Source organism: Microcoleus sp. MON2_D5, assembly GCF_036701905.1.
GTDB lineage: Bacteria > Cyanobacteriota > Cyanobacteriia > Cyanobacteriales > Microcoleaceae > Microcoleus.
Genome location: NZ_JAUBRM010000030.1, coordinates 56,904 through 76,610, shown reverse-complemented (window position 1 = coordinate 76,610; position 19,707 = coordinate 56,904). Strand labels below are relative to the sequence as shown.

The 19,707-nt window shown below is 46.2% G+C and carries 16 protein-coding genes and 1 pseudogene; 6 read left to right on the top strand and 11 right to left on the bottom strand.

What is annotated here, in order from left to right; genetic code table 11:
- Positions 1-246: 246 nt before the first annotated feature.
- Complete coding sequence (locus QUA47_RS13245) at positions 247-1,491, bottom strand: HhoA/HhoB/HtrA family serine endopeptidase (RefSeq protein WP_333431079.1); 1,245 nt, start codon at positions 1,489-1,491, stop codon at positions 247-249.
- A gap of 507 nt (positions 1,492-1,998) precedes the next feature.
- Here QUA47_RS13245 and QUA47_RS13240 point away from each other — a divergent pair.
- Entirely contained in the window at positions 1,999-3,309 is a 1,311-nt protein-coding gene (locus tag QUA47_RS13240) for a hypothetical protein (protein ID WP_333431078.1), read from the top strand.
- 70 nt (positions 3,310-3,379) lie between these two features.
- Here the strand turns inward: QUA47_RS13240 and QUA47_RS13235 are convergent, their stop codons facing one another.
- A complete protein-coding gene (locus tag QUA47_RS13235; RefSeq protein ID WP_333431077.1) occupies positions 3,380-3,553 on the bottom strand; it encodes a hypothetical protein in 174 nt (57 codons plus the stop codon).
- Positions 3,554-3,691: 138 nt separating this feature from the next.
- Between QUA47_RS13235 and QUA47_RS13230 the strand changes: the two genes are divergently transcribed.
- The 3 genes and pseudogenes from QUA47_RS13230 to QUA47_RS13225 all read left to right on the top strand — a co-directional run bounded on the left by QUA47_RS13230 (position 3,692) and on the right by QUA47_RS13225 (position 5,366).
- Entirely contained in the window at positions 3,692-4,045 is a 354-nt protein-coding gene (locus QUA47_RS13230) for a metal-sensitive transcriptional regulator (RefSeq protein ID WP_333431076.1), read from the top strand.
- Between the two features lie 346 nt (positions 4,046-4,391).
- Positions 4,392-4,529 (top strand): annotated as a pseudogene (locus QUA47_RS30990) (IS1 family transposase); the annotation flags it as partial.
- Positions 4,530-4,781: 252 nt separating this feature from the next.
- Positions 4,782-5,366: a hypothetical protein gene (locus tag QUA47_RS13225; RefSeq protein ID WP_333431075.1), complete on the top strand. Its 585-nt coding sequence runs from the start codon at positions 4,782-4,784 to the stop codon at positions 5,364-5,366.
- Between the two features lie 857 nt (positions 5,367-6,223).
- Here QUA47_RS13225 and QUA47_RS13220 read toward each other — a convergent pair.
- Positions 6,224-6,661, bottom strand: a complete 438-nt coding sequence (locus tag QUA47_RS13220) for a helix-turn-helix domain-containing protein (RefSeq protein ID WP_333216224.1) — start codon at positions 6,659-6,661, stop codon at positions 6,224-6,226.
- A gap of 1,082 nt (positions 6,662-7,743) precedes the next feature.
- On the opposite strand from QUA47_RS13220, the gene QUA47_RS13215 reads away from it, so the two are divergent.
- Both QUA47_RS13215 and QUA47_RS13210 read left to right on the top strand, forming a co-directional pair.
- Positions 7,744-8,388: a pentapeptide repeat-containing protein gene (locus tag QUA47_RS13215; RefSeq protein WP_333431074.1), complete on the top strand. Its 645-nt coding sequence runs from the start codon at positions 7,744-7,746 to the stop codon at positions 8,386-8,388.
- 260 nt (positions 8,389-8,648) lie between these two features.
- Positions 8,649-9,425 (top strand): pentapeptide repeat-containing protein, encoded by a 777-nt coding sequence (locus tag QUA47_RS13210; protein ID WP_333431073.1) that lies wholly within the window; start codon positions 8,649-8,651, stop codon positions 9,423-9,425.
- 7 nt (positions 9,426-9,432) lie between these two features.
- Here the strand turns inward: QUA47_RS13210 and QUA47_RS13205 are convergent, their stop codons facing one another.
- From QUA47_RS13205 to modA, 8 genes are all read right to left on the bottom strand, one after another.
- Positions 9,433-12,438, bottom strand: a complete 3,006-nt coding sequence (locus QUA47_RS13205; protein WP_333431072.1) for a GAF domain-containing protein — start codon at positions 12,436-12,438, stop codon at positions 9,433-9,435.
- A 371-nt stretch (positions 12,439-12,809) separates the two neighbouring features.
- Entirely contained in the window at positions 12,810-13,262 is a 453-nt protein-coding gene (locus tag QUA47_RS13200) for an NADAR domain-containing protein (RefSeq protein ID WP_333431071.1), read from the bottom strand.
- Positions 13,263-13,635: 373 nt separating this feature from the next.
- Complete coding sequence (locus tag QUA47_RS13195; protein ID WP_333431070.1) at positions 13,636-14,727, bottom strand: geranylgeranyl reductase family protein; 1,092 nt, start codon at positions 14,725-14,727, stop codon at positions 13,636-13,638.
- Positions 14,728-14,914: 187 nt separating this feature from the next.
- Positions 14,915-15,463, bottom strand: a complete 549-nt coding sequence (gene frr, locus QUA47_RS13190) for a ribosome recycling factor (protein ID WP_333431069.1) — start codon at positions 15,461-15,463, stop codon at positions 14,915-14,917.
- The gene (gene pyrH / locus QUA47_RS13185) at positions 15,450-16,178 is read right to left on the bottom strand and encodes a UMP kinase (RefSeq protein ID WP_071884014.1); all 729 of its coding nucleotides are present in this window, start codon (positions 16,176-16,178) and stop codon (positions 15,450-15,452) included. Before pyrH ends, frr begins: the two co-directional genes overlap by 14 nt.
- Before the next feature lie 131 nt (positions 16,179-16,309).
- On the bottom strand, positions 16,310-16,708 hold the full coding sequence (gene msrB, locus QUA47_RS13180; protein WP_333431068.1) for a peptide-methionine (R)-S-oxide reductase MsrB: 399 nt from the start codon (positions 16,706-16,708) through the stop codon (positions 16,310-16,312).
- A 90-nt stretch (positions 16,709-16,798) separates the two neighbouring features.
- Positions 16,799-18,619: a molybdate ABC transporter permease subunit gene (modB, locus tag QUA47_RS13175; protein ID WP_333431067.1), complete on the bottom strand. Its 1,821-nt coding sequence runs from the start codon at positions 18,617-18,619 to the stop codon at positions 16,799-16,801.
- Positions 18,620-18,755: 136 nt separating this feature from the next.
- Positions 18,756-19,562: a molybdate ABC transporter substrate-binding protein gene (gene modA / locus QUA47_RS13170; RefSeq protein WP_333431066.1), complete on the bottom strand. Its 807-nt coding sequence runs from the start codon at positions 19,560-19,562 to the stop codon at positions 18,756-18,758.
- Positions 19,563-19,707: the final 145 nt, after the last annotated feature.

Genomic DNA, 19,707 nt, shown 5'->3' with positions numbered 1-19,707 from the left:
TGCACCTTACTTGCTCTCCATTTTTGGACACCATACCTAATTTACCACTATTTGAGCCTTAACTGAACCGTATTGAAATATAATCTTTTCAATTTTCCTAACTTGAAAAGATTTGATGCCTTTTCACAATTCATATAGGATTGCTATATGATAGCAATCCTATTTCATTTGTGAACAATTTTTATGCCCAGCAGCCCGATCGAGTCGAGGAGGGGGTTTTAACGATTTCCCCCCTTCCCCTTCTAGTTAAAAATCCCTCAGTTGAGCAGTTTGAACCGGAACTTCTTTAATCTGGGCACCGCGGCGCACCTTCAGTTGCAGAATTTGACCGATTTTGCTGTTTTCCACCAAATTTTGCAACTGTTCGGGTTCAGTCACTGCCTCACCGTCAATTTGAACGATGACATCCCCCTTGCGAACCCCTGCTGCCTCAGCAGGCGTATTTGGCACAACTCGCATCACTAACACCCCTTGGACTTCCGGCACAATTAAAGGAGCATTGGGGTCAGAATTATTCTCTCTGGCCATTTCAGGAGTCAAAGCAATCATCTGAATCCCCAAAAACGGATGGCTGACTTGTTCTCCCTTGGCTAACTGCGCGTAGATGGCCTTGGCTTTGTCGATCGGAATCGCAAAGCCAATACCCATTGCGTCGGCTCGAATTGCCGTGTTGATGCCAATCACTTCTCCTCTGCTGTTTAACAGCGGGCCGCCGGAATTGCCGGGATTGATGGCGGCGTCGGTTTGAATGAAATCAAGCCGCTTGTCGGGAATGCCGACGGCTGCACTGGAGCGTTTGAGGGTGCTGATAATGCCCAAGGTGACGGTGTTGTCAAATCCCAGGGGGTTGCCCACAGCGATCGCCCAATCTCCCACTTTCACCGCGTCGGAATCTCCCAAGGTGGCCGTCGGCAGGTTTAATTCCTTGGTATTAATTTTGACAACAGCCAAATCTGTTACTTCGTCAGTACCTTGCACTTCTCCTGGAAATGTCCTGCCGTCGTTTAAGGTGACAGTCACTCGATCGGCTTTGTCAACTACGTGAGCGTTGGTTAAAACAATGCCGCTTTTGTCAATAATGAAGCCGGAACCTTGACCGCGCAACCGTTCTTGTCTGGGGGTCATGCTGCGCAAATCTTCTCCCAAAAATCTGCGGAAGAAGGGGTCTTCCATTAAGGGATCGATGTTGCGACTGACAGTACGCTCGGTATCAATGCGGACAACTGCCGGCCCGACTCGATCGACTGCCGCCGTTACAAAACTGGCCGTATCCGCCAGGAGTTCCCCGCCCCGCAGCGCTAACTGTTGCGGATTCGGGGGGGTGGCGGGGGAACTCGGGAACTGTAAGTTGGGCGGATTTGTGCCCTCAGCGGCGGCAGCGGGTGCAGCATTGATACCCAGGGCACTCAGGGCGATCGTCATTCCTAAAATTAGGGTTAACAGGCGAACTGCGATTCGGGGTGCGGGGCGAAAAAATTTGAACAGTCTCATAGCGTCACTCTTGGTCAAGCTGAGTTAATTGGGTGCAGGTGGTCTCACGCGGATTGAATAGTCGATCGCTCGCAAGCTCCTAAACATATTTTAATAATCAAACGTAGGTTGGGTTGAGCAAAGCGAAACTCACCATTCTAAGCTAATAAGTTGGGTAAAGTACGTCAATCTGGTCTACAAGTCATGTAGAGCAAGACTTTCAAATAGCTATTATATTTTATTATCAATCGCTGATCTCATGTCCGGTTAATCAGTTATTATTTGAGTGCGAGCGTCCCGCTCGCTCTTGGGGACGCTCGCACTCGTGGATAATTATAAGCGCTCGATCGGACTTGATATTACCTATACGTTCTGTCACGACAATAATGCCGGGGCTAACAGATAATGGATCAAGTAAGAGTTAGAATAGATTGTATCTTTAAATTTCAAGCTAAGTTGGTATTAAATTTTAGTTGTTCTTGAGGTTCATGTTTCTACTTGACCATCAATTTGAAATAGGCAAAAACTATGAAACCTTATCAGCCCAGCAACAAAGTGACCAGTACCGGGCTTAAATGGCTGTTGCTATCCTCGGTAATGGGTGGTCTTGCTATTGGCGGACTTACACATCTGATCTCGTTATCAGTAGCTTACCTGATTGTTGTGTTTCCCTTTGCCATGGGATTTGCAGGGGGTAAAGTAATGGTTGTAGCAATCCGCCAAGGAAAGGTAAGAAATCCGGCGATCGCCACCCTTTTTGGGATACTAACTGGACTGCTCATGTATGGATCGCTGCAGGGCGCAGGATACTGGCAGTTTAAGCAGTCGGTTTCCGAGCAAATAACAAAAGAACTGGAGGGGGCAAGTGGCAACCAATCCAACAATATTATCGATACCTTCCTGCAAGAAAAAACAGGCTCTAAAGGTTTTGTGGGATATTTAAAGCACAATGCCCAGCAAGGAGTAAGTATCGGCCCCTTAGACGCTACCGAAACCACCAATTTGGGTGAGACGGGTACTTGGATTTACTGGCTGATTGAGTTGGCGATAATCGATATTACGATCGCAGTGCTCGCCTACTCTACTGCTAAAAACCCTTTCTGCGAAAACGGCGACCAGTGGTATAAACACCCGCAACATATTGGCATTGTCAATTCCCAATGCTCTGAAAACTTCTTGAATCTGCTTCAAAACGATCGATTCGGTGAAGCTGGAAAATTGCTCGACCCCTTACAAGGAATCCATCCTGCTAATTTGGAAGTTTACCTGCAACGCTGTCCTTGCTGTAAGTTCAGCGATCCGATCTTGACTGTAAGTTCTATTTCTAAGGATCTCAACGGCAACCCGAAACTGAAGCAAGTCGCCCAGGGTGTGCTTTCTCTTAGCCAGTACAATAAATTCCACGAGGCAGTGACTCAAAACCTGCCGAGGAGTGGAGAACCAAATGCAGTTCCTACTGATGATGATGATGAAGAAATCAGTCTAGCGCAGCAAGAGCGTTCTAGTATATCCGTCGGCGATCGCTTCGAGTCTCACGATCTGAGTGCATCGGCTCAAGCAAAGCTCGTCGAACAACTCTCGCGCTACCCTCAAGTCAAGGAAGCCTATATGGTACGCAAAACCCTGCAATACTTCCCTGAAAAGCCCTTCTACGTTTTAGGGATTATACGTCGTCGCGGATTCATCGAATCAGAAGAGGCAGAACCCAACTTGCTAAAGAAACTTATGACTGAACTAGCTTTGCCTAACCAAACATGGATTATTTGCCTGAACAAGGATCGAGCGATGACCAAAATACTTCAGCAAACCGCAGGCCAAGCCATTTATCAGAAAAAGTAAGCGGTCAAGTTTGGAAAACGAACGACGAGGCCAGAAACCGGGTTTCTGCGTCGCTCTCGAACCGTAGAAACTAGGATGAGGTAAAGTCGTTCGCTCGCACTTCTGAACGGACTGGTTCAGCAAAGCCCAGGACAAGCAATGCTGGCGGCGAGTCCCTGCCAACAGTGATATAGTACAAATGTCCGCACATATTGAAATCCACATTTTGCACCATTTGCAAGCACAGGCTTTCGGGCTGTTCCACAAAAACTCAATTTTCTTGCGGGCAGGACTCTTCTAACCCACCCTTAAAAAGCCGATCGAGCGCGGTGCAAGCTACCAGTTAAAACCTACTCGAAAATCTTCTGAATTCAAACTTTTAAAAATTTCCCTCGTAACCCCAATGATTATATCTGATACTTCTACTGACAAATCCTTGCCCTCAAATTCGCACCACCATCACGACGATCAATCAGCCCACCCTCACCATCACGATGAAGAATCGATGCGGCGGCTGGTAAATCGCTTGTCTCGGATTGAAGGGCACGTCCGCGGCATTAAAACAATGGTCCAAGAAAACCGTCCCTGTCCCGAAGTTCTCGTGCAAGTTGCTGCGGTTCGAGGCGCCCTCGATCGCGTAGCGAGAATCATTCTTGATGAACATTTAACTGAGTGTATTGGCAGAGCCGCTAAAGAAGGCAATATCGATACGGAAATCGAAGAGTTGAAAGCGGCTTTGGATCGGTTTTTGCCTTAGCCGCTGCCAATTTTTACCGAAAATTTGGGTTGAAAGCCCCGCACTAAAAACGAGAAATATGCCAAGGTGGCCCGAAGCGTGCAGCTAACACCCAAAAAAATGGGAGGCGTGAGCGTTTCAATGCGATGAGTTATGGTCATTGGTAGAAAACAAAGACAACAAGCAGTGGGTTCCGTTGGCGCTTGATGCAGACAAAGAGTGAGATTGTGGGCGTTTACATTGGCGCACGAGATAAAGCAGCAGCCCGCAAATTGTGGGAATCGTTGCCTCCGGTCTATCGCCAATTTCTAGGCAGCGTATGGAGCCGTTCCACGCCCGATGTCCGACAGCAAAACCAGCTACCGAAGAGCGATTCAACAATACATTGAGGCAACGGGTGTCTCGGCTAGTCCGAAAAACCTTGTCCTTTTTAAAATCGTTGGAGAATCACTTTGGTGCCATCTGGTATTTCATTCATCACTACAATCTATCATTACTTGTGTAGCACTACCAATACTTTGTGGAGGGTTTTAAGTGTTTAGAAAGCTACGAGTTATAATTGGCATAACGAGCTGTTCCTTTTCCAAAGGACATTAAGTTTTAAGCCTAATGTTGTTGGGAATATTTTATCGACTATAGCCATCCTAAATCATTTGTGAATTTCTTACTCCCTCCCCTTGATAAGGGGAGGGTTGGGGTGGGGTCAAAAATTTACGACTCATTTAAGATGGCTATATCTTCTATCAAAGTGTAACCTGTGCTCAACTTACTTCTTCAAATATGGGGAGGATTATTTTATCTTCTCAACAAAGTTTTTTTCTCAAGGGCGGAACGCAGTAAAAACAGTCAAGGCAAGCAAAAATCGCGTTTTTGGGCCTGGGCATTCTATCTCATTGGTGTACCAGCATGGGTCATAGTCCTGGTATCGGGACGCAACTGGATAGCCGCAGCTATCGAAACTGGGGGCGCTCCGGCTATGCTGGTTGGGCTGATTAACGCGCGGAGGGGTCAAGGGCACGCACCCCTATGGCTTGACCATTTTGCAAAACTAGCCTTAGCAATCGGTCTGGGATTGAGCTTGTATGACTTCGGAGGCCTCACAAGTCTCAGTCAGGTGCTGGAACTAGGAATGGCTTCTGGATTCCTAATGGGAACTTATCTGCTTTCCAAAGACAAGCCTCATGGATATTTCTGGCTGATGCTAGGGAATATTACTTGCGCCGGTCTTATGGGTATTCAGGGTCATTGGCTGCTTCTAGCCGAACAAACCATCTCCCTTGGATTCGTGTTTGACGCTTATTGGGTACAGCGGAGAAGACTTAAAATCAGGTCAAATAATTGACCTACCTTTGAGCGCTTTTAATAACAGTAAGATTTGCCTCTGCTTGAGTTTCTCTATCTCCCACAAAAAGTTTGCTAAAAAATGATGCAATAGTTGTGCATTTTTTTACTCAACAGATGAGAGCGATCGCAAACAATGATTTGTGCTTGATGTCTAACATCATTTCCAAATATTTTTTTAACGAAGAAACTGCGGCACCGCTTGGAGCCGCAAAACAGTACCTCTGGACAAGAGGAATCCGCCTCGAAAGAGGGAAAGCATGGGGAGAAGACCCCCTCTACTCGTGACGATGCACCCTGAGATAACAAGTGGACTTCGATGAACCATGAATTAGAATCTCCACGCATCGACGGATCGAGAGTATTTCAAATCCATATAACAAAACCTGCAAATTAGAGAAAACTTGCAAGTTATGATTTCTGGCCCCTTTTTTAAGCATCTTTCACAAACAGGGGAAAAGCGTCAAATCTTCTCGCCCTCACCCCAATCGCCGCAACATCTAATTTACAGCAGAGTGCAGGTTTATGAAGTAGACCAGCCGCTCGATCAATCCCCGTAGAGACACGGGGCACGGCCGTGTCTAAAGCTGCTTCATAAACCAGGGATACGCTGTATAGCAATCCTTGCAGGAGTCGTAAATTTTTGACCCCACCCCAACCCTCCCCTTATCAAGGGGAGGGAGTAAGAAATTCACAAATGATTTAGGCTGGCTATATATGCTTCGCAATTTATGAGAGCGAGTTTTGTTAAAAAAGAATTAGTCAGGTTGGTCGTGATGACGCAACTCCTCAAAATCTTCAAAGGCTGACTGCAAACAATTAGATGACCAGTGATTAATCCGACATGGTATGAAATGTCTAGACTTTCGTCAGCTTGGCTTTTAGGTGGTATCTGACTGTTGCGTAAACCGCTTTATAGGAAGCTTCAATGCTGTATTCCTGCTGCAACCACTCTTGAATCTCTCCATAGCTTTTAAAGCCTTCCTGGGGGTTGCTGAGGCGCATTGCCAAACTAGCGCGGGCCAAAGGAGGAATGGCGGGCTTACGGCCGCCGCTGTGCTTTGTTTCGAGGAGTCCTTCGAGTCCGTCAGAGCGGTACTTTCTCAGCCACCGCTGCACTGTAATTCGGTTGACCCCGATCGTCATTGCCAATTCTTTAACTGTCTTAACGTGACAAATTTTGAACAGGTAAAGTGCTTGAATTTTTTGAAAGCCGCTTGCTGTTTTTTGTTCAGTTAACAGGTTTTTTAGTTCTTCAGTTGTCTCTGTGATGCTAAGTTTACATACTCCAGCCATATCAATTACCTCACAATTCGCGTTCTACAGTACCTTTGTTTGACAATGGAGCAAAAGCTGCTCCTATCCTAAATGCTGACCTTTTGTTTGCCCTGAAGCTATACAAAAGCGATCGTTCTCATTAAACTTTTTCCTTCCTGGAGGCACTCAGACGCTCAGAAACCGGATTATTTTAACCTGGAGCAAGGTTGCAACGATTTTTTTTAGTAAAAACCCGGTTTCTGGGTCAGTTTTGTATTTGATGGACAAGCGTCATTGCTAATACTGATAGCCGTTAACCGATCGACTGTAACATGAGCGGCAATAGGTGACCCTTAAGGAATACCATTTATTCTCTTATTGTTAAACATCTATCATGGTTTTCCTGGTATTTATTGGTATTTTTTGCGAACGTACGGGCGATTTTTAGTCATTAGGTGCTACCAAACAGGCGAATGTACACCAGCGATCGCATTTTTATACAGACATTCCCCTAGTCCCCGAAGTGCATTTTTGGCTTTCGCTGTGCGAAAAATCCTTAGATATCAGCACTCTCATCGGTCAGAGCGGGTAGCGCCGAGTGACGTTGCCACCGACTTTCTTGCCGCGGGCAAGTATCTGTGAAACTACTGACTTTATTGCCAATTGAGTAAAACACGGCGAGGGTGGCATTGTCAATTTTCCAGCATTACAGTATAAGTATCGGCTATTTTTGCCCGCCTGCTGTGATCGAAAGGGGGGGTTCTATGTGATCCTACTAACATGGGTCTGTGATCTTGGTCACAGTCTTACTCAGTAAGCTCAACTAGCCACAAAAAGTTATGGGTTCGATCGGAGTTTCCACGTAGAATCTTTGGGATTTAGTTACGAAGTGCGAGCAAACTTGTTGTTAAAATTTTTAAATATTAATTTTTAAACAAAGGGAAAAGAGAATGCAGCTTTGTCCTTCACCCTCACCAAACCCTCTAATTTATACTCAAACCTTGCAGATTGAGGGAAGTTTCAGGCTGGGTGTGAATCTTTCAGAATCTAAAATAGCAGAACATCCGGTGCAACCAGCTTGCTGACAGTATTCTTCATTTAAAAGGTGTAGAGAAGCCACAATGAACGTTGACGAACTGCTCAAGCTATACGCAATAGGAGAAAGAAATTTTAGCGGGGTCTACCTGCACGAGGTCTACCTCTACGAAGCAGAATTGATTGGAGCCAATCTGTATGAAGCCGACCTGATTGGAGCCAATCTCAGCAAAGCGAAACTCAACAGAGTCAACTTTGGCAAAGCCAATTTGTGCAAAATTGATTTGAGGAGAGCAGACTTAGGTGGAGCCGACCTCACAGAAGCACTTTTAGTTGAAGCTAACCTGAATCGAGCTGAGTTGATGGGAGCGAACCTCAGCAAAGCAGACTTGAGCGGAGCGAACCTCATCCAAGCAACTTTAATTGGAGCCAACATATCTCGGGCCACACTCAGCCGTGCAGACTTGCACGGAGTAAATCTTTACGGGGTAAACTTGCGTAGGGCGGTGCTGACAGAATGCGATTTAATTGGCGCAAACTTGAGCAAAGTAGACCTTAGCGGAGCCGACTTAATGGGGGCGAGTCTAATTAGGGCAGACTTGACTGAAGCGATTTTAAGTGCGTCAGACTTAAGCGGAGCAAACCTGTTGGGAGCAAACCTTACAAAAGTTAACCTGAGCGGAGTATATCTTAAGGGTACAACGATGCCCGACGGCACGATTCACGACTAATTTATTTGTTAATTTTTATGGTTGCCGAGAACAGCGGCTAAAGGGTAATGAGTAATTCATTACCCTAATTTATTGGCAGCGAAATCTTTATTTGACACTAAGGTAAGGTCGAGAACTTCAATGTAGGGTGCTGATCGCGCGCAGAACTCCTACATACGGCGAGTCAAAAGATTTGTTGGGTGAACTTGTGTTATGGTGATTTTCAATTGCTTGGATAAAAGCTATTTTAGATTTAATATTTTGGATTTTGGACGGTCAAAATGAAACTCAGAATCCTCGCTGCGGCAACGCTGCTGAGCGCGATCGCCCCGATCGCTCCTGCACCCGCCGAGAACATCCAACACACGCAACAATTACTAGCCACCCGACAGTGCCCCAACTGCGACCTCAGCAGTGCAGGCTTGGTTTTAGCCAATTTAACAGGAGCCAATCTCAAAGGTGCTGACTTGAGGTTGGCTAACCTCAGTCGAGCCAACCTCACCGGGGCTGACCTCAGCGGTGCCAACCTCAGCGGCACTAGCCTGTTTGGCGTCAACCTGACAGGGGCAAACCTCAGCGGAGCTAACCTCAGCGGTGCTGACTTGAGAAGTGCCTATCTCAGCGACGCCAATTTGCAAGGCGCTAATTTAAATAACGCGCAACTGCTCGGAGCTAGAGGAATGCCAACCAATATCGGCACCGCTGAAGACTTCTACCGGTTGGGAGTGCTGGAAGCTCAAGCAGGAAACTACAGAAACGCCATTGATTATTACAATCAAGCCCTGAATCTGAAATCGGATTTAGCAGCCGTTTATTTTGCGCGCAGTATGTCTCGCGCTGACTTGGGAGACTTCGCCGGCGCGACTCAAGACGCCGATCGAGCAAACCAACTCTTTGCAGCTCAAGGAAATCCCCAAGGTCAGGATTTGTCAAAGCAGTTAGCCGAAGCCATTGTTGCACGTCAAAAGCCTACGGAACCCCGCACGGGCGGCGGTGGCAACTTTATGAGTCTTCTGGGCTCGATCGGTTCTGTGCTGGTGAAGCTAATCTTGCCTTGACGGTTACCTAATTCAGGGGAATCTCGATCCAGAACTCTGTACCATGACCGGGTACAGAAACACACTTAAGTACGCCTTGGTGTTTCTCAACTACAATTTGGTAACTGATAGACAGTCCTAAACCCGTGCCCCGACCTACGGGTTTAGTAGTAAAAAACGGATTAAATATGTGAGAGATTAACTCTTGTGGGATGCCGTGACCATTGTCGGCAATGCAAATTCCTACCGTTTTTTCATCGATTAATTCAGTGCGAATCCGAATGCAAGGAGATGGGAAATCAGGAATCAAACACTCGGTGGTGGCATTTATATCTCCTGACTCGATAGGCAGTATTTGGGAGCTTAAATGTGTCGCCCCTGCACTTGCCGCTTTAAAGGGAAAATTCATAACTCGCTCTTTTTTTCCCATTTCTAGGGCGTCAAGGGCATTACCGATCAGATTCATAAATACCTGATTGAGCGAGCTGGCATAGCATTCTACTAAGGGCAAATTGCCGTATTCTTTAATTATTTCTACGGTGTTGTGATCGGAATTGGCTTTGATCCGGTGCTGCAAAATCAACAGGGTACTGTCGATGCCCTCGTGAATGTCAACGGCTTTTTTCTCGGCTTGATCGCTCCTGGAAAAATTACGCAAAGATACAACTAACTGGCGGATGCGCTCAACTCCGACTGTCATGGAACCCAAAATTTTTGGCAAATCTTCGGCAAGAAATTCGATGTCGATTGCTTCGGAACACTCGCTAATTTCTGGGTTGGGATTGGGGTAGTGCTGGCGGTAGAGTTCCACCAAGCAGAGCAAATCTTTGGTGTATTCGCTGGCGTGGGACAGATTGCCGTAGATAAAGTTAACGGGGTTATTGATTTCGTGCGCGACTCCGGCCAGGAGTTGTCCGAGACTGGACATTTTTTCGGTTTGAATCAGTTGGGCTTGGGTATTGTGCAGTTCTGTGACTGTTTTAGCTAGCTGTTCGGCTTTTAATCGCTCGGCAGTTGCTGCATTGAGACTTTCTTGATAAAGTTCTGCTTGGTGAATGGCGATCGCAGCTTGAGCCGCTAAATGTTGCACTAATTCCTGTTCTGCTGTTTGCCAAACTCTCGGCCCCGAACACTCATGGGCAATCAACAACCCCCACAATTGGGAATCTTTGCCTCTCATGGGTACAATTAAACTTCCTCTCACCTGCAACTCTTCCAAAAATTCGCGGTGGCAGGGTGTTAAATCCTCAGTATAAATATCATTAATTGCTCGCACCCGTCCGGCTCGATAAAAGCAGTCTGAGCCTTCGGGAAAGCATTCTTGTGGAGATGTGATACCTAAAATTGACCGCCACTGGCCGCAAACAGCTTCGACAACTACCTCGCCCTGTTTGTCTGCTGCAAATTGGTAGATTACCGTGCGATCGGTATCCAACAAAACTCTGACTTCTCGCACAATAGTTTGCAGTATGATTTTTAAATCTAAGGTGCTGCGAATCTGGTCTCTAACTCGCGTCAATACTTTGGCAAAGTCCAAGGATTGTTGCAATTGGGCGGTGCGTTCTTGAACTTGGCGCTCCAAGTTGGCATTCAGGGTCTGCACTTCTTTATAAAGAACGTACTGCCCAATTGCCGAACAAAATTGGCGGCCTATAGCTAAAGCTTGCTCGATTTCCTCGTACTTCCACTCGGGCGACTGACCTTTTTTTATTTCTCGCCAGAGTTCAAAGGATTGTCTGGGAAGGGTTTGTGCAGCGTTGCTGTCAAAGCGCCCCGCCCACATTTTTTCGGTATCTATTGCATTGCGAAAAATGGTCAAACAGCCGACTACTTGTTGTTTGTAGTGGAGAGGAATTACCAGCAAACCCCGAATTTTAGTAGATTGGAAACCGGGAACTAAAACTCTAAATAGAGGTTCTTTGTATAAGTCGGTAATTATCAAAACGGGAAATTGAGAATTAGTAAAAATTGATAATTTGGGAATTTCTTCGGTATTTTTGAATCCTTTGGTTAGCCATTCCTGCCAGAGGGGATGAGCTTCGATCGCCTTAACTTTTTCCCAGTTGGGAAGTGTCGGTTGTTCTCCTGTGGTGAACAGTTCAAAGGTAGCATCGCGGTGGGCCGGGGCAATTGCCAATTCTCCTTCAATCTTTGGACTGGATAACTTTTCACCGTTGATTTTCGGCTGGTTGAGATAGAGTCTGCCACCGCTGCCGCCCAAAGCGGTGACGGTGGCTTCTAAACCCTGTTGCAGTTGAATGTTGACGTGACCGTACAACAGGGCTGCTATGCGGCTCACGGTAGCTTCGCGGGCAGCTTGAGAGCGGGTTTGCTGGAGGAGAAGCGCGTGGGCTATAGCGCTAGACAATTGATCTGATACGAGCTGAACTACTTCTAAATCTGCTGGTGAAATATTGAGGGGCGCAGAGTGGTGAGACACTAAAAGTCCCCACAGTTCGATGTGAATTTTTTGATTATTTCCTGGCTCGTATCGAGTCAGACACGTTGCCGCCTCGCAGATATCTGTTTTGCTGTTTGGCGACGCGATCCTGCGGTGCAAAATCGGCACGACTAAGGAAAATTGCACTCCCATTGCCATCAGGTAAGCGGTGTGGCAAGGATCGAGCGCTCGGTAGTGCATCTCCTCCTTTACTAAAGGTTGACCGGTGTCTGCTGCATCGAGGGGACTCAGGACGATCGTCCCTGAGTTAACATCTATTATTGTCCGCTGGCGCAAAGTGACATACATCTCCCTGGCGCTCGCGGGAATGTCCTCTGCTGGAAAGTGCAGCCCTTTCAAGGAAGGGAGATGGTTGTTATTAATTGACTCAGCAACAACTTCTCCACTTCCGTCAGCACTAAACCTGTAAATCATAATGCGATCTGTTTTCAAAAAAGACCGCACTTCTGCTACCGTACTGTTTAAAATATCTTCTAATTCTAGAGATTGGCGAATGCGTTCTGTTATCCGCCGTATCAAAACTTCTCTATCTAGTTTATAATGTAATTCTTGCGTATTTTCTCTGAGTTGCATAAATCTCCTTTTGTACTTAATACAATGATAATAAGAAGTTTTGAGGTGCTGTGGTCGCGAGCAAACTCAAATGCCTCACCCTGAGTTTTTGAGTCAACCGATCTGTACAATTAATGGGTAGCGCACTGTTGAGAGGCGACGGTGTATCGCCTCTGGCGCACTGGCGTCAGGAAAATCTGCGATCGCACCGGTTTAATCCTTGCCTTCAACAGGCAGAGCGAGTTAAGCAAATAATAATTATTATTTTAAGGCTCTTATAAATTTCTCGCAATCTTTAACTCTTACTATGAAAATTATTCATTGTTAGGATAACTTGACATTTGTTGTAGAACTTCATATAATGATAATTAACGAAAGAATTTGAGTTTCTATCAGCGCGCAAGGCGGTGACTAATTTCTTGGCGCACGCTCATCAGAATTTTACCCAAATGATTTTGACCGGTGCGATCGCAGCCACACCCCCAGTAGTAATCCGTTGGCGAATCCTCGACAATCACTCGATCTCCTGTGGCGAGGAGAATAGCTTGAATGTCTGTATGAGTGAGAAACTTAGTTAAAACTGCTTCGCGCATAATAGGAATCTTCACCGCTTCCCAATCAGCGCGAATCCGGTGGTTCGGATCGCGACCTAATTTGGCGGCTTCCTGGGGAGTTGCTACAGCTCGAATCGCCGCCACTAATCTTTCATCAGCGCTGACAAATTTCTGGGCTTGATAGTAATGTTCCACAGTCAACCAATATTGACCGTGCAGGCTAATGTCGTGTAGTGAAAAATTAGAAAAGCAGCCGTAAGGCTCCTCTACTTTATAAAAATAAATTATCATTAGATTTGAGATTTTATATTTTACAGGATTTAGGTAGAATGTAATTATTCAGGGTGTCGCTGAAGCGCCTTACCGCGTTAGAGTAACGTGTCAAACCACTTTTTTTTGCCTCCCGGGCTATTTGAGGTTTATTCTATAAGCAGCACGCGGCTTGTATTAAAAAATCCTCGCATCGACTTTATTTAAAATAGCATTTACGCTTTTGAACCCAGTTTCTTGGAAAAAATCGGGTTGGGGAACGCAAAATCTAGGAATCAACAGGCTTTCTGAGGAATAGTGCGTAATTCCTATTTTTAAATTAACGAGTAAGAATTTGAAATCAAGAATGAGCAATGGGGATTTAAGAATATTTATTATTCCCCCTTCCTTCATTCTAAAACGGCATCAGCTTTTGAAAAGCGCGGTTAGCGATATCGGCATAAAGCAGTTCGCCACACAAAATTTTGCTCATCAACTTAGTAGTCCTCGGAAATTGGAGGCCCGCTCTATAAACAGCTCCTGTAAACTGATAGAAGGCCCTGACTAAGCGGCCGATCCAAACCATATCAGGGCCCCATTCTTGGGCGATCGATTCAGTGTACGGCTCCTTAGCGTCGTCGGCATCTCCAAGAGCTCGATCGCTCGCTTTAGCGGCCTTAAAGCCGCTAAAAATGGCAGGACGAATTCCCTCACCTGACAGGGGGTCGGCGAGACTGGCTGCGTCTCCTGCGAGCAGGGAATTTGGCGAGTGCAATTTGCGATCGCCATCCCACAAACTCCTGGGGTGTTCCCGCACGTTGCTGACACTAACATCCGCCCCGCACTTAGGTGCGTACTCTGCCAACATTTTTTTGATATCTTTTGGCTTGTCGCCACGCATCGCAGCAATACTCCAAGAGTAACCGTCAGCTTTGGGAAAGCTCCAGATAAAACCTTTTTTTATAGTACCAAAATCGAAATTGACGGAATCGCCCTTGATTGAGCGAGTTTCTAAACTTGCGCTCAAACCGAGTGTTGGTTCTTTTAATCCCAGCCTCTTAGTCATCGGCCCGCCGGCACCGCCAGCACCAATCAAATAGCGGCCAGAAACAGGTTCTGAGTTTGTTTTAACTTCCCAAAGATAATTTTTAAACTCAATTCCTTTAACTTCTGTAGAGTGTCTAACTTCCGCACCAGTTTTTTGAGCTTGTTTAATTAAAAATTCGTCAAATACATCTCGCTGTACCATCCACATTGGGGAATTTATCTGAACCTGCACCAGATCTTCCATTTTCCATGTGTAGGTAATTTTGTTAGCTTTCATCGAAATAGCTGGCGTCAGGTCAAAATCGAGCCATTGGGCGATCGCCCCAGAAACGCCGCTACAAGGCTTATTACGGGGCAAAGATGCTTTTTCTGCTACCAAAACAGAACGTCCCTGCTTGGCCAGGTGATAAGCTGCTGTGCTGCTTGCCGGGCCTGCACCTACCATAATGCAATCAAACATTTTGGGTAATGGGTAACTGGTAATGGGTGATTGGTCATGGGGCAGGAGGAATTGGTAAGTTAATGAGTGTTAAATCTTGAGTTTTTAACTCACAACTAACAAATCATTAAGCGTCTGCTCGTTGTTCGCGGCCGTATCTCGGCAATCTCAAAACTATTCCTATTCCCCCTGCCCAATTTCCGATTCCCTAAACAGTCGTGATATCTTTCTCTTTCGCTGCCAGAACTTCTTCTATTCTGCCAATGTACTTGTCCGTCAGCTTTTGAATTTTATCTTGCAAGTCCCGGGATTCATCTTTAGAGATATCGCTGCTTTTTTCCTGCTTGCGAATCGAGTCAACGGCATCGCGGCGGATATTGCGAATTGCAACTTTACCTTCTTCAGCAAACTTCCCGGCCATTTTGACAAATTCTTGGCGTCTGTCGCTCGTCAGCTGCGGAATGTTCAAGCGAATAACTGAACCGTCGTTGTTGGGAACGAGTCCTACATCGGACAGGGAAATTGCTTTTTCGATCGAGTTGAGCGCTGTGCGATCGAACGGTTGAATGGTGATCGTAGTCGCATCCGGGGTGCCGATGTTGGCAAGGGATTTGATCGGAGTTGGAGAGCCGTAGTAGTCTACCATGACTCGATCGAGGAGGGAGGCGTTGGCCCGTCCCGTCCGAATAGTATTAAAAGACCGTTGAGTAGCCTCAACTGCCTTTTGCATATGATCTTCTGCGTCAGCTAACTTCACAAAAACCTCCGACAAGAGTTCCAATAGATTCTCCCATTACAGCTCGGTAGATGTTGCCCGACACCGAGAGGTCAAATACCATAATAGGAATATTATTTTCTTTGCAAAGGGCGATCGCCGTACTGTCCATCACCCGCAAATCTTGATTCAAGACGTGGGCATAGGTGAGGGTTTGATACCTGCGCGCGTTGGGGTTGAGGTGGGGGTCGGAATCGTACACCCCATCTACCTTAGTAGCTTTAAAAATCACCTCTGCATCAATTTCAGCCGCCCGCAAAGCGGCTGTAGTATCAGTAGTAAAAAAAGGGTTGCCAGAACCGGCACCAAAAATCACTACTCGTTTTTTTTCTAGGTGGCGAATCGCCCGCCGCCGGATGTAGGGTTCAGCTACTTCTTGCATGGCGATCGCCGATTGCACCCTCGTTGGCACTCCTGCTTGTTCAAGGGCATCCTGCAAAGTGATAGCATTCATCACCGTAGCAATCATGCCCACATAATCAGCCGTTGCCCGATCCATCCCTGCCGAAGCCGCTTTCACCCCGCGAAAAATGTTGCCGCCACCGACAACAATCGCGATTTGAATCCCTTGGGACACGACTTTGGCCACTTCTTGGGCGATCGACTGAACGACTACCGGATCGATGCCGTAGCCCAAGCTGCCCATAAGCGCTTCACCGCTGAGCTTCAGCAAAACTCGCTGATAAACCATCCCCATGCCGCCACTATTTTTTTACTCTTTTTGCCTTCACCATAAGATAGCAGTACGGGTGCATTTTGAACATCAATTACCCAGAACAGACCCAAAAGCCTGTTCCAGAACACTTGACTGAGAACGGTTGACTAAATTTAATCCTTGGGAACGAAATTAAGAGCAGCAGAATTCATGCAGTAACGCTGACCGGTAGGTTTGGGCCCGTCGTTAAATACGTGACCGAGATGAGCGTCGCAAACAGCGCACAGTACCTCTGTTCGGCGCATGAACAAGGTGTTATCCGACTCGCACTTGACATTTTCTTCGCTAACTGGAGCGTAGAAACTCGGCCAACCGGTACCGGAATCGAACTTTGTTTCTGATTTAAATAGCTCCGTACCGCAGCAAATGCAATTATAAATTCCGGGCTTTTTGTTGTCGTGGTACTCGCCGCTAAAAGCTCTTTCTGTTCCCTTTTTTCGGGCGACTTTGAATTGTTCTGGCGTGAGTTTTTGTTGCCATTCTGCGTCGGTTTTTTTAACTTTTTCAGGCATGATTTGATGTTTGGTTAAGATGTATTTAGCTGTTGACGGTTGACGGTTAACTGTTGAGTGTTGACGGTTAACGGTATATTCCTAGTTAACTCAGGCTTCCATTAATATTAACCTAATTGGCTCAAAATGAACATACCAGGGAAAAGGATTGTCCTTAATAGCCCTCCACTTTTCCTTGAAAACTTCGGCTTGCAAGTGATAATCTTGGGAATCATTGGGAGGCGAGTGCAATTTGAGATATAATGTCACCCGGTGCGGAGTTTCCACAGTCGAGGCGAGCCAACAAGCAAAAGTATTTTCACGATCGCACCCCCTAACAAAAATCAGTTGATGAGCCCGAATTCCCACAGAAACTAGAGATTTGGGAATGGGTTCGACTACAGTCAGAGTACAGCCCCAGTCGATCGCCTCCACGAGAGTTACGGAGATCGGTTTAGCTGCTGAGAAATTCTTGCAGCCCGTCAACTGGGCGACAGTGAAATTGCGAGGGCGATCGAAAATGTTCTCTTTGGTATCAAAGGCGATCGGCCTTCCCTCAGCCAATACCAACAGATTTTTGCACACCCGGTAAACTTCCTCTAAATTGTGGCTGACAAACAAAGTAATTCCCTGATAATTAGCCAGAGTCTGCATTAACTCCCGTTCAAGTTGACTGCGTAAGTGAGTATCCAAAGCAGAAAACGGTTCGTCTAACAGCAGCAAATCGGGAGAAGGGGCGATCGCCCTAGCCAAAGCCACCCGCTGCTGTTGGCCTCCTGAAAGTTTGTGCGGGTAGCGGTTTTCTAGTCCCGACATTTGCACCGAAATTAGCTGTTCTTTTACCCGAATTTTTTGCTCGCTTTCAGATAAATGCTGCAAGCCAAACGCAATATTTTGAGCAACAGTCAGGTGAGGAAATAAAGCATAGTTTTGAAACAAAAAACCGATGCGGCGGTCTTTAGAAGCTACATTAATACCCTGTGCTGAGTCAAATAAAACCCTGCCATTGACTGAAATTTGACCGCTCCTGGGAGTTTCCAAACCGGCGATGCAGCGCAGAGTCATGCTCTTACCAGAACCCGACGCGCCCAAAATTCCCAGCACTTCCGGACCGATATCGAAACCGACATCCAAGGCAAAGCCGGAGAGAGGTTTGAATATGTTTAAAAAAAGTCCCCTTTCCGGTTGTTGTTTTTGGGATTTTCTGGTAAAAGTAGACGCTAATTTAGGAAGATTTGATTGCAGTCTTTGGCTCGAATTCGGTTTGAGCGATCTCCTTTGTAAATCCGTCCAAAAATTTACAGCAGTTAGCACGCTCAAAGAAAGACTAAGAATAATCAAAACCCAAATAGCAGCTTGCCTCATATCCCCTGCTTCCACAGCAAAATAAATTGCCATCGGGATAGTTTGAGTTTGTCCGGGAATATTCCCCGCTAACATCAACGTCGCGCCGAATTCACCCAAAGCGCGAGCAAATGCGAGAATAGTTCCTGCTACAATTCCCGGCCATGCTAGCGGCAACATAATCCGCCAAAAGACTTGCCACTCCGATGCTCCCAAAGTGCGGGCTGCATTGAGAAGATTCGCATCAATTTGCTCAAAAGCTCCCAAAGCAGTTTTATACATGAGGGGAAATGATACAACGGTGGCAGTAATGGCGGCGGCTTGCCAAGTGAAAATTATACTTAAGCTGAATTGTAGCAAAAATTGCCCGATCGCCCCATTTCTACCAAACAGTAGCAGCAGCAAAAATCCCACTACTGTCGGCGGCAAAACTAAGGGAGAAATTAAAATCCCTTCAATCAAAGCTTTACCTCTGATGCGAGTTGAAAGCATCCACCGGGCGGCGGCTATTCCCAGAAAGAAAGTAAAAAATGTGGCAATTGCAGATGATTTAAGAGAAATCCAGAGCGGAGATAAGTCAAATTCCATATTTGGGATTAACTATCGCAGTCTTAAATGATTTGTGAAGGAGTTTTTTTTTAACGAACCGCGAAGACGCGAAGAACACGAAGGAAGAGAAGAAAGTGAAGAAGGGTTTCTGAATATTTATAATTTTTCCGCCTAATTATCGAACTATGCCAAATCCGTATTTCTGAAATACTATTTTAGCTCGATCGCCCGCCAAAAAGTCAACAAACGCTTTCGCAGCACCGGGATTGCGGCTGTTTCTGATAACTGCCAGCGGATAAACAATGGGCGAATGCAAATTTTCGGCAGCCGTTAGCCGCACAGTTACTTTGTCGGAGGCTGTGGCGTCAGTCGCATAAACTATACCAGCATCAACGTTACCGCTTTCGACGAATGTCAGCACTTGGCGGACGTTATTTCCTAGCACTAATTTTGGCTGTATTTGCCGCCACAATCCCAGTTTATTTAGCATTCCCTGAGCGTATTGGCCCACAGGTACGCTCTTGGGTTCGCCGATCGCAATTTTCTTGATTCTGGCATCTGTCAACTGTTTAAACTCGCTCAAAGCCAAGCCATTTTTAGGAGTAATCAAAACCAGGCGATTTGTCAGCAAATTGCGCCGCGTGTCGTTAATTAGCAGGTTAGATTGCTGCAAAGCATCCATTGGATTGGTGGCGGCGCTGAAAAATACATCTACCGGGGCGCCTTGCTGAATTTGCTGTTCTAGAGCACCGGAAGCACCAAAATTATAATTAATAGTAAAATTCGGATTACTGCTTTGATAAACAGTTTTGATTTCCCCTAAAGCTTTCGAGAGACTGATAGCAGCGGATACGTTTAAGGAGGTGCGCTGCAGCGTATCGACTGAGGAAAAGTTCTTGAATAAGTTCCAACTAATCAGCAGTGCTAGCATGAAGGCGACTGCGAGAATTAAGTTGGGAATACGTCTACTTCTTAAGTTCACAGACAATTGTTTGGAATCTTTTTACTCCTTACCAGGCTCTGCCTGGTAAAGCAGATTCGGAGGCTGTACCTCCAATTTGCGTCCACTCTTTGACGAGGCCAAGCCTCTGGAGATAGGTTCCCTGGCTGTGCCTGGGAACCAGTTA

What these genes read in the sequence shown, in the direction of transcription:
- QUA47_RS13245 (WP_333431079.1), bottom strand. Translation starts at nt 1,491, where the DNA reads ATGAGACTGTTCAAATTTTTTCGCCCCGCACCCCGAATCGCAGTTCGC.
- QUA47_RS13240 (WP_333431078.1), top strand. Translation starts at nt 1,999, where the DNA reads ATGAAACCTTATCAGCCCAGCAACAAAGTGACCAGTACCGGGCTTAAA.
- QUA47_RS13230 (WP_333431076.1), top strand. Translation starts at nt 3,692, where the DNA reads ATGATTATATCTGATACTTCTACTGACAAATCCTTGCCCTCAAATTCG.
- QUA47_RS13220 (WP_333216224.1), bottom strand. Translation starts at nt 6,661, where the DNA reads ATGGCTGGAGTATGTAAACTTAGCATCACAGAGACAACTGAAGAACTA.
- QUA47_RS13215 (WP_333431074.1), top strand. Translation starts at nt 7,744, where the DNA reads ATGAACGTTGACGAACTGCTCAAGCTATACGCAATAGGAGAAAGAAAT.
- QUA47_RS13210 (WP_333431073.1), top strand. Translation starts at nt 8,649, where the DNA reads ATGAAACTCAGAATCCTCGCTGCGGCAACGCTGCTGAGCGCGATCGCC.
- QUA47_RS13205 (WP_333431072.1), bottom strand. Translation starts at nt 12,438, where the DNA reads ATGCAACTCAGAGAAAATACGCAAGAATTACATTATAAACTAGATAGA.
- QUA47_RS13200 (WP_333431071.1), bottom strand. Translation starts at nt 13,262, where the DNA reads ATGATAATTTATTTTTATAAAGTAGAGGAGCCTTACGGCTGCTTTTCT.
- QUA47_RS13195 (WP_333431070.1), bottom strand. Translation starts at nt 14,727, where the DNA reads ATGTTTGATTGCATTATGGTAGGTGCAGGCCCGGCAAGCAGCACAGCA.
- pyrH (WP_071884014.1), bottom strand. Translation starts at nt 16,178, where the DNA reads ATGGGGATGGTTTATCAGCGAGTTTTGCTGAAGCTCAGCGGTGAAGCG.
- msrB (WP_333431068.1), bottom strand. Translation starts at nt 16,708, where the DNA reads ATGCCTGAAAAAGTTAAAAAAACCGACGCAGAATGGCAACAAAAACTC.
- modB (WP_333431067.1), bottom strand. Translation starts at nt 18,619, where the DNA reads ATGGAATTTGACTTATCTCCGCTCTGGATTTCTCTTAAATCATCTGCA.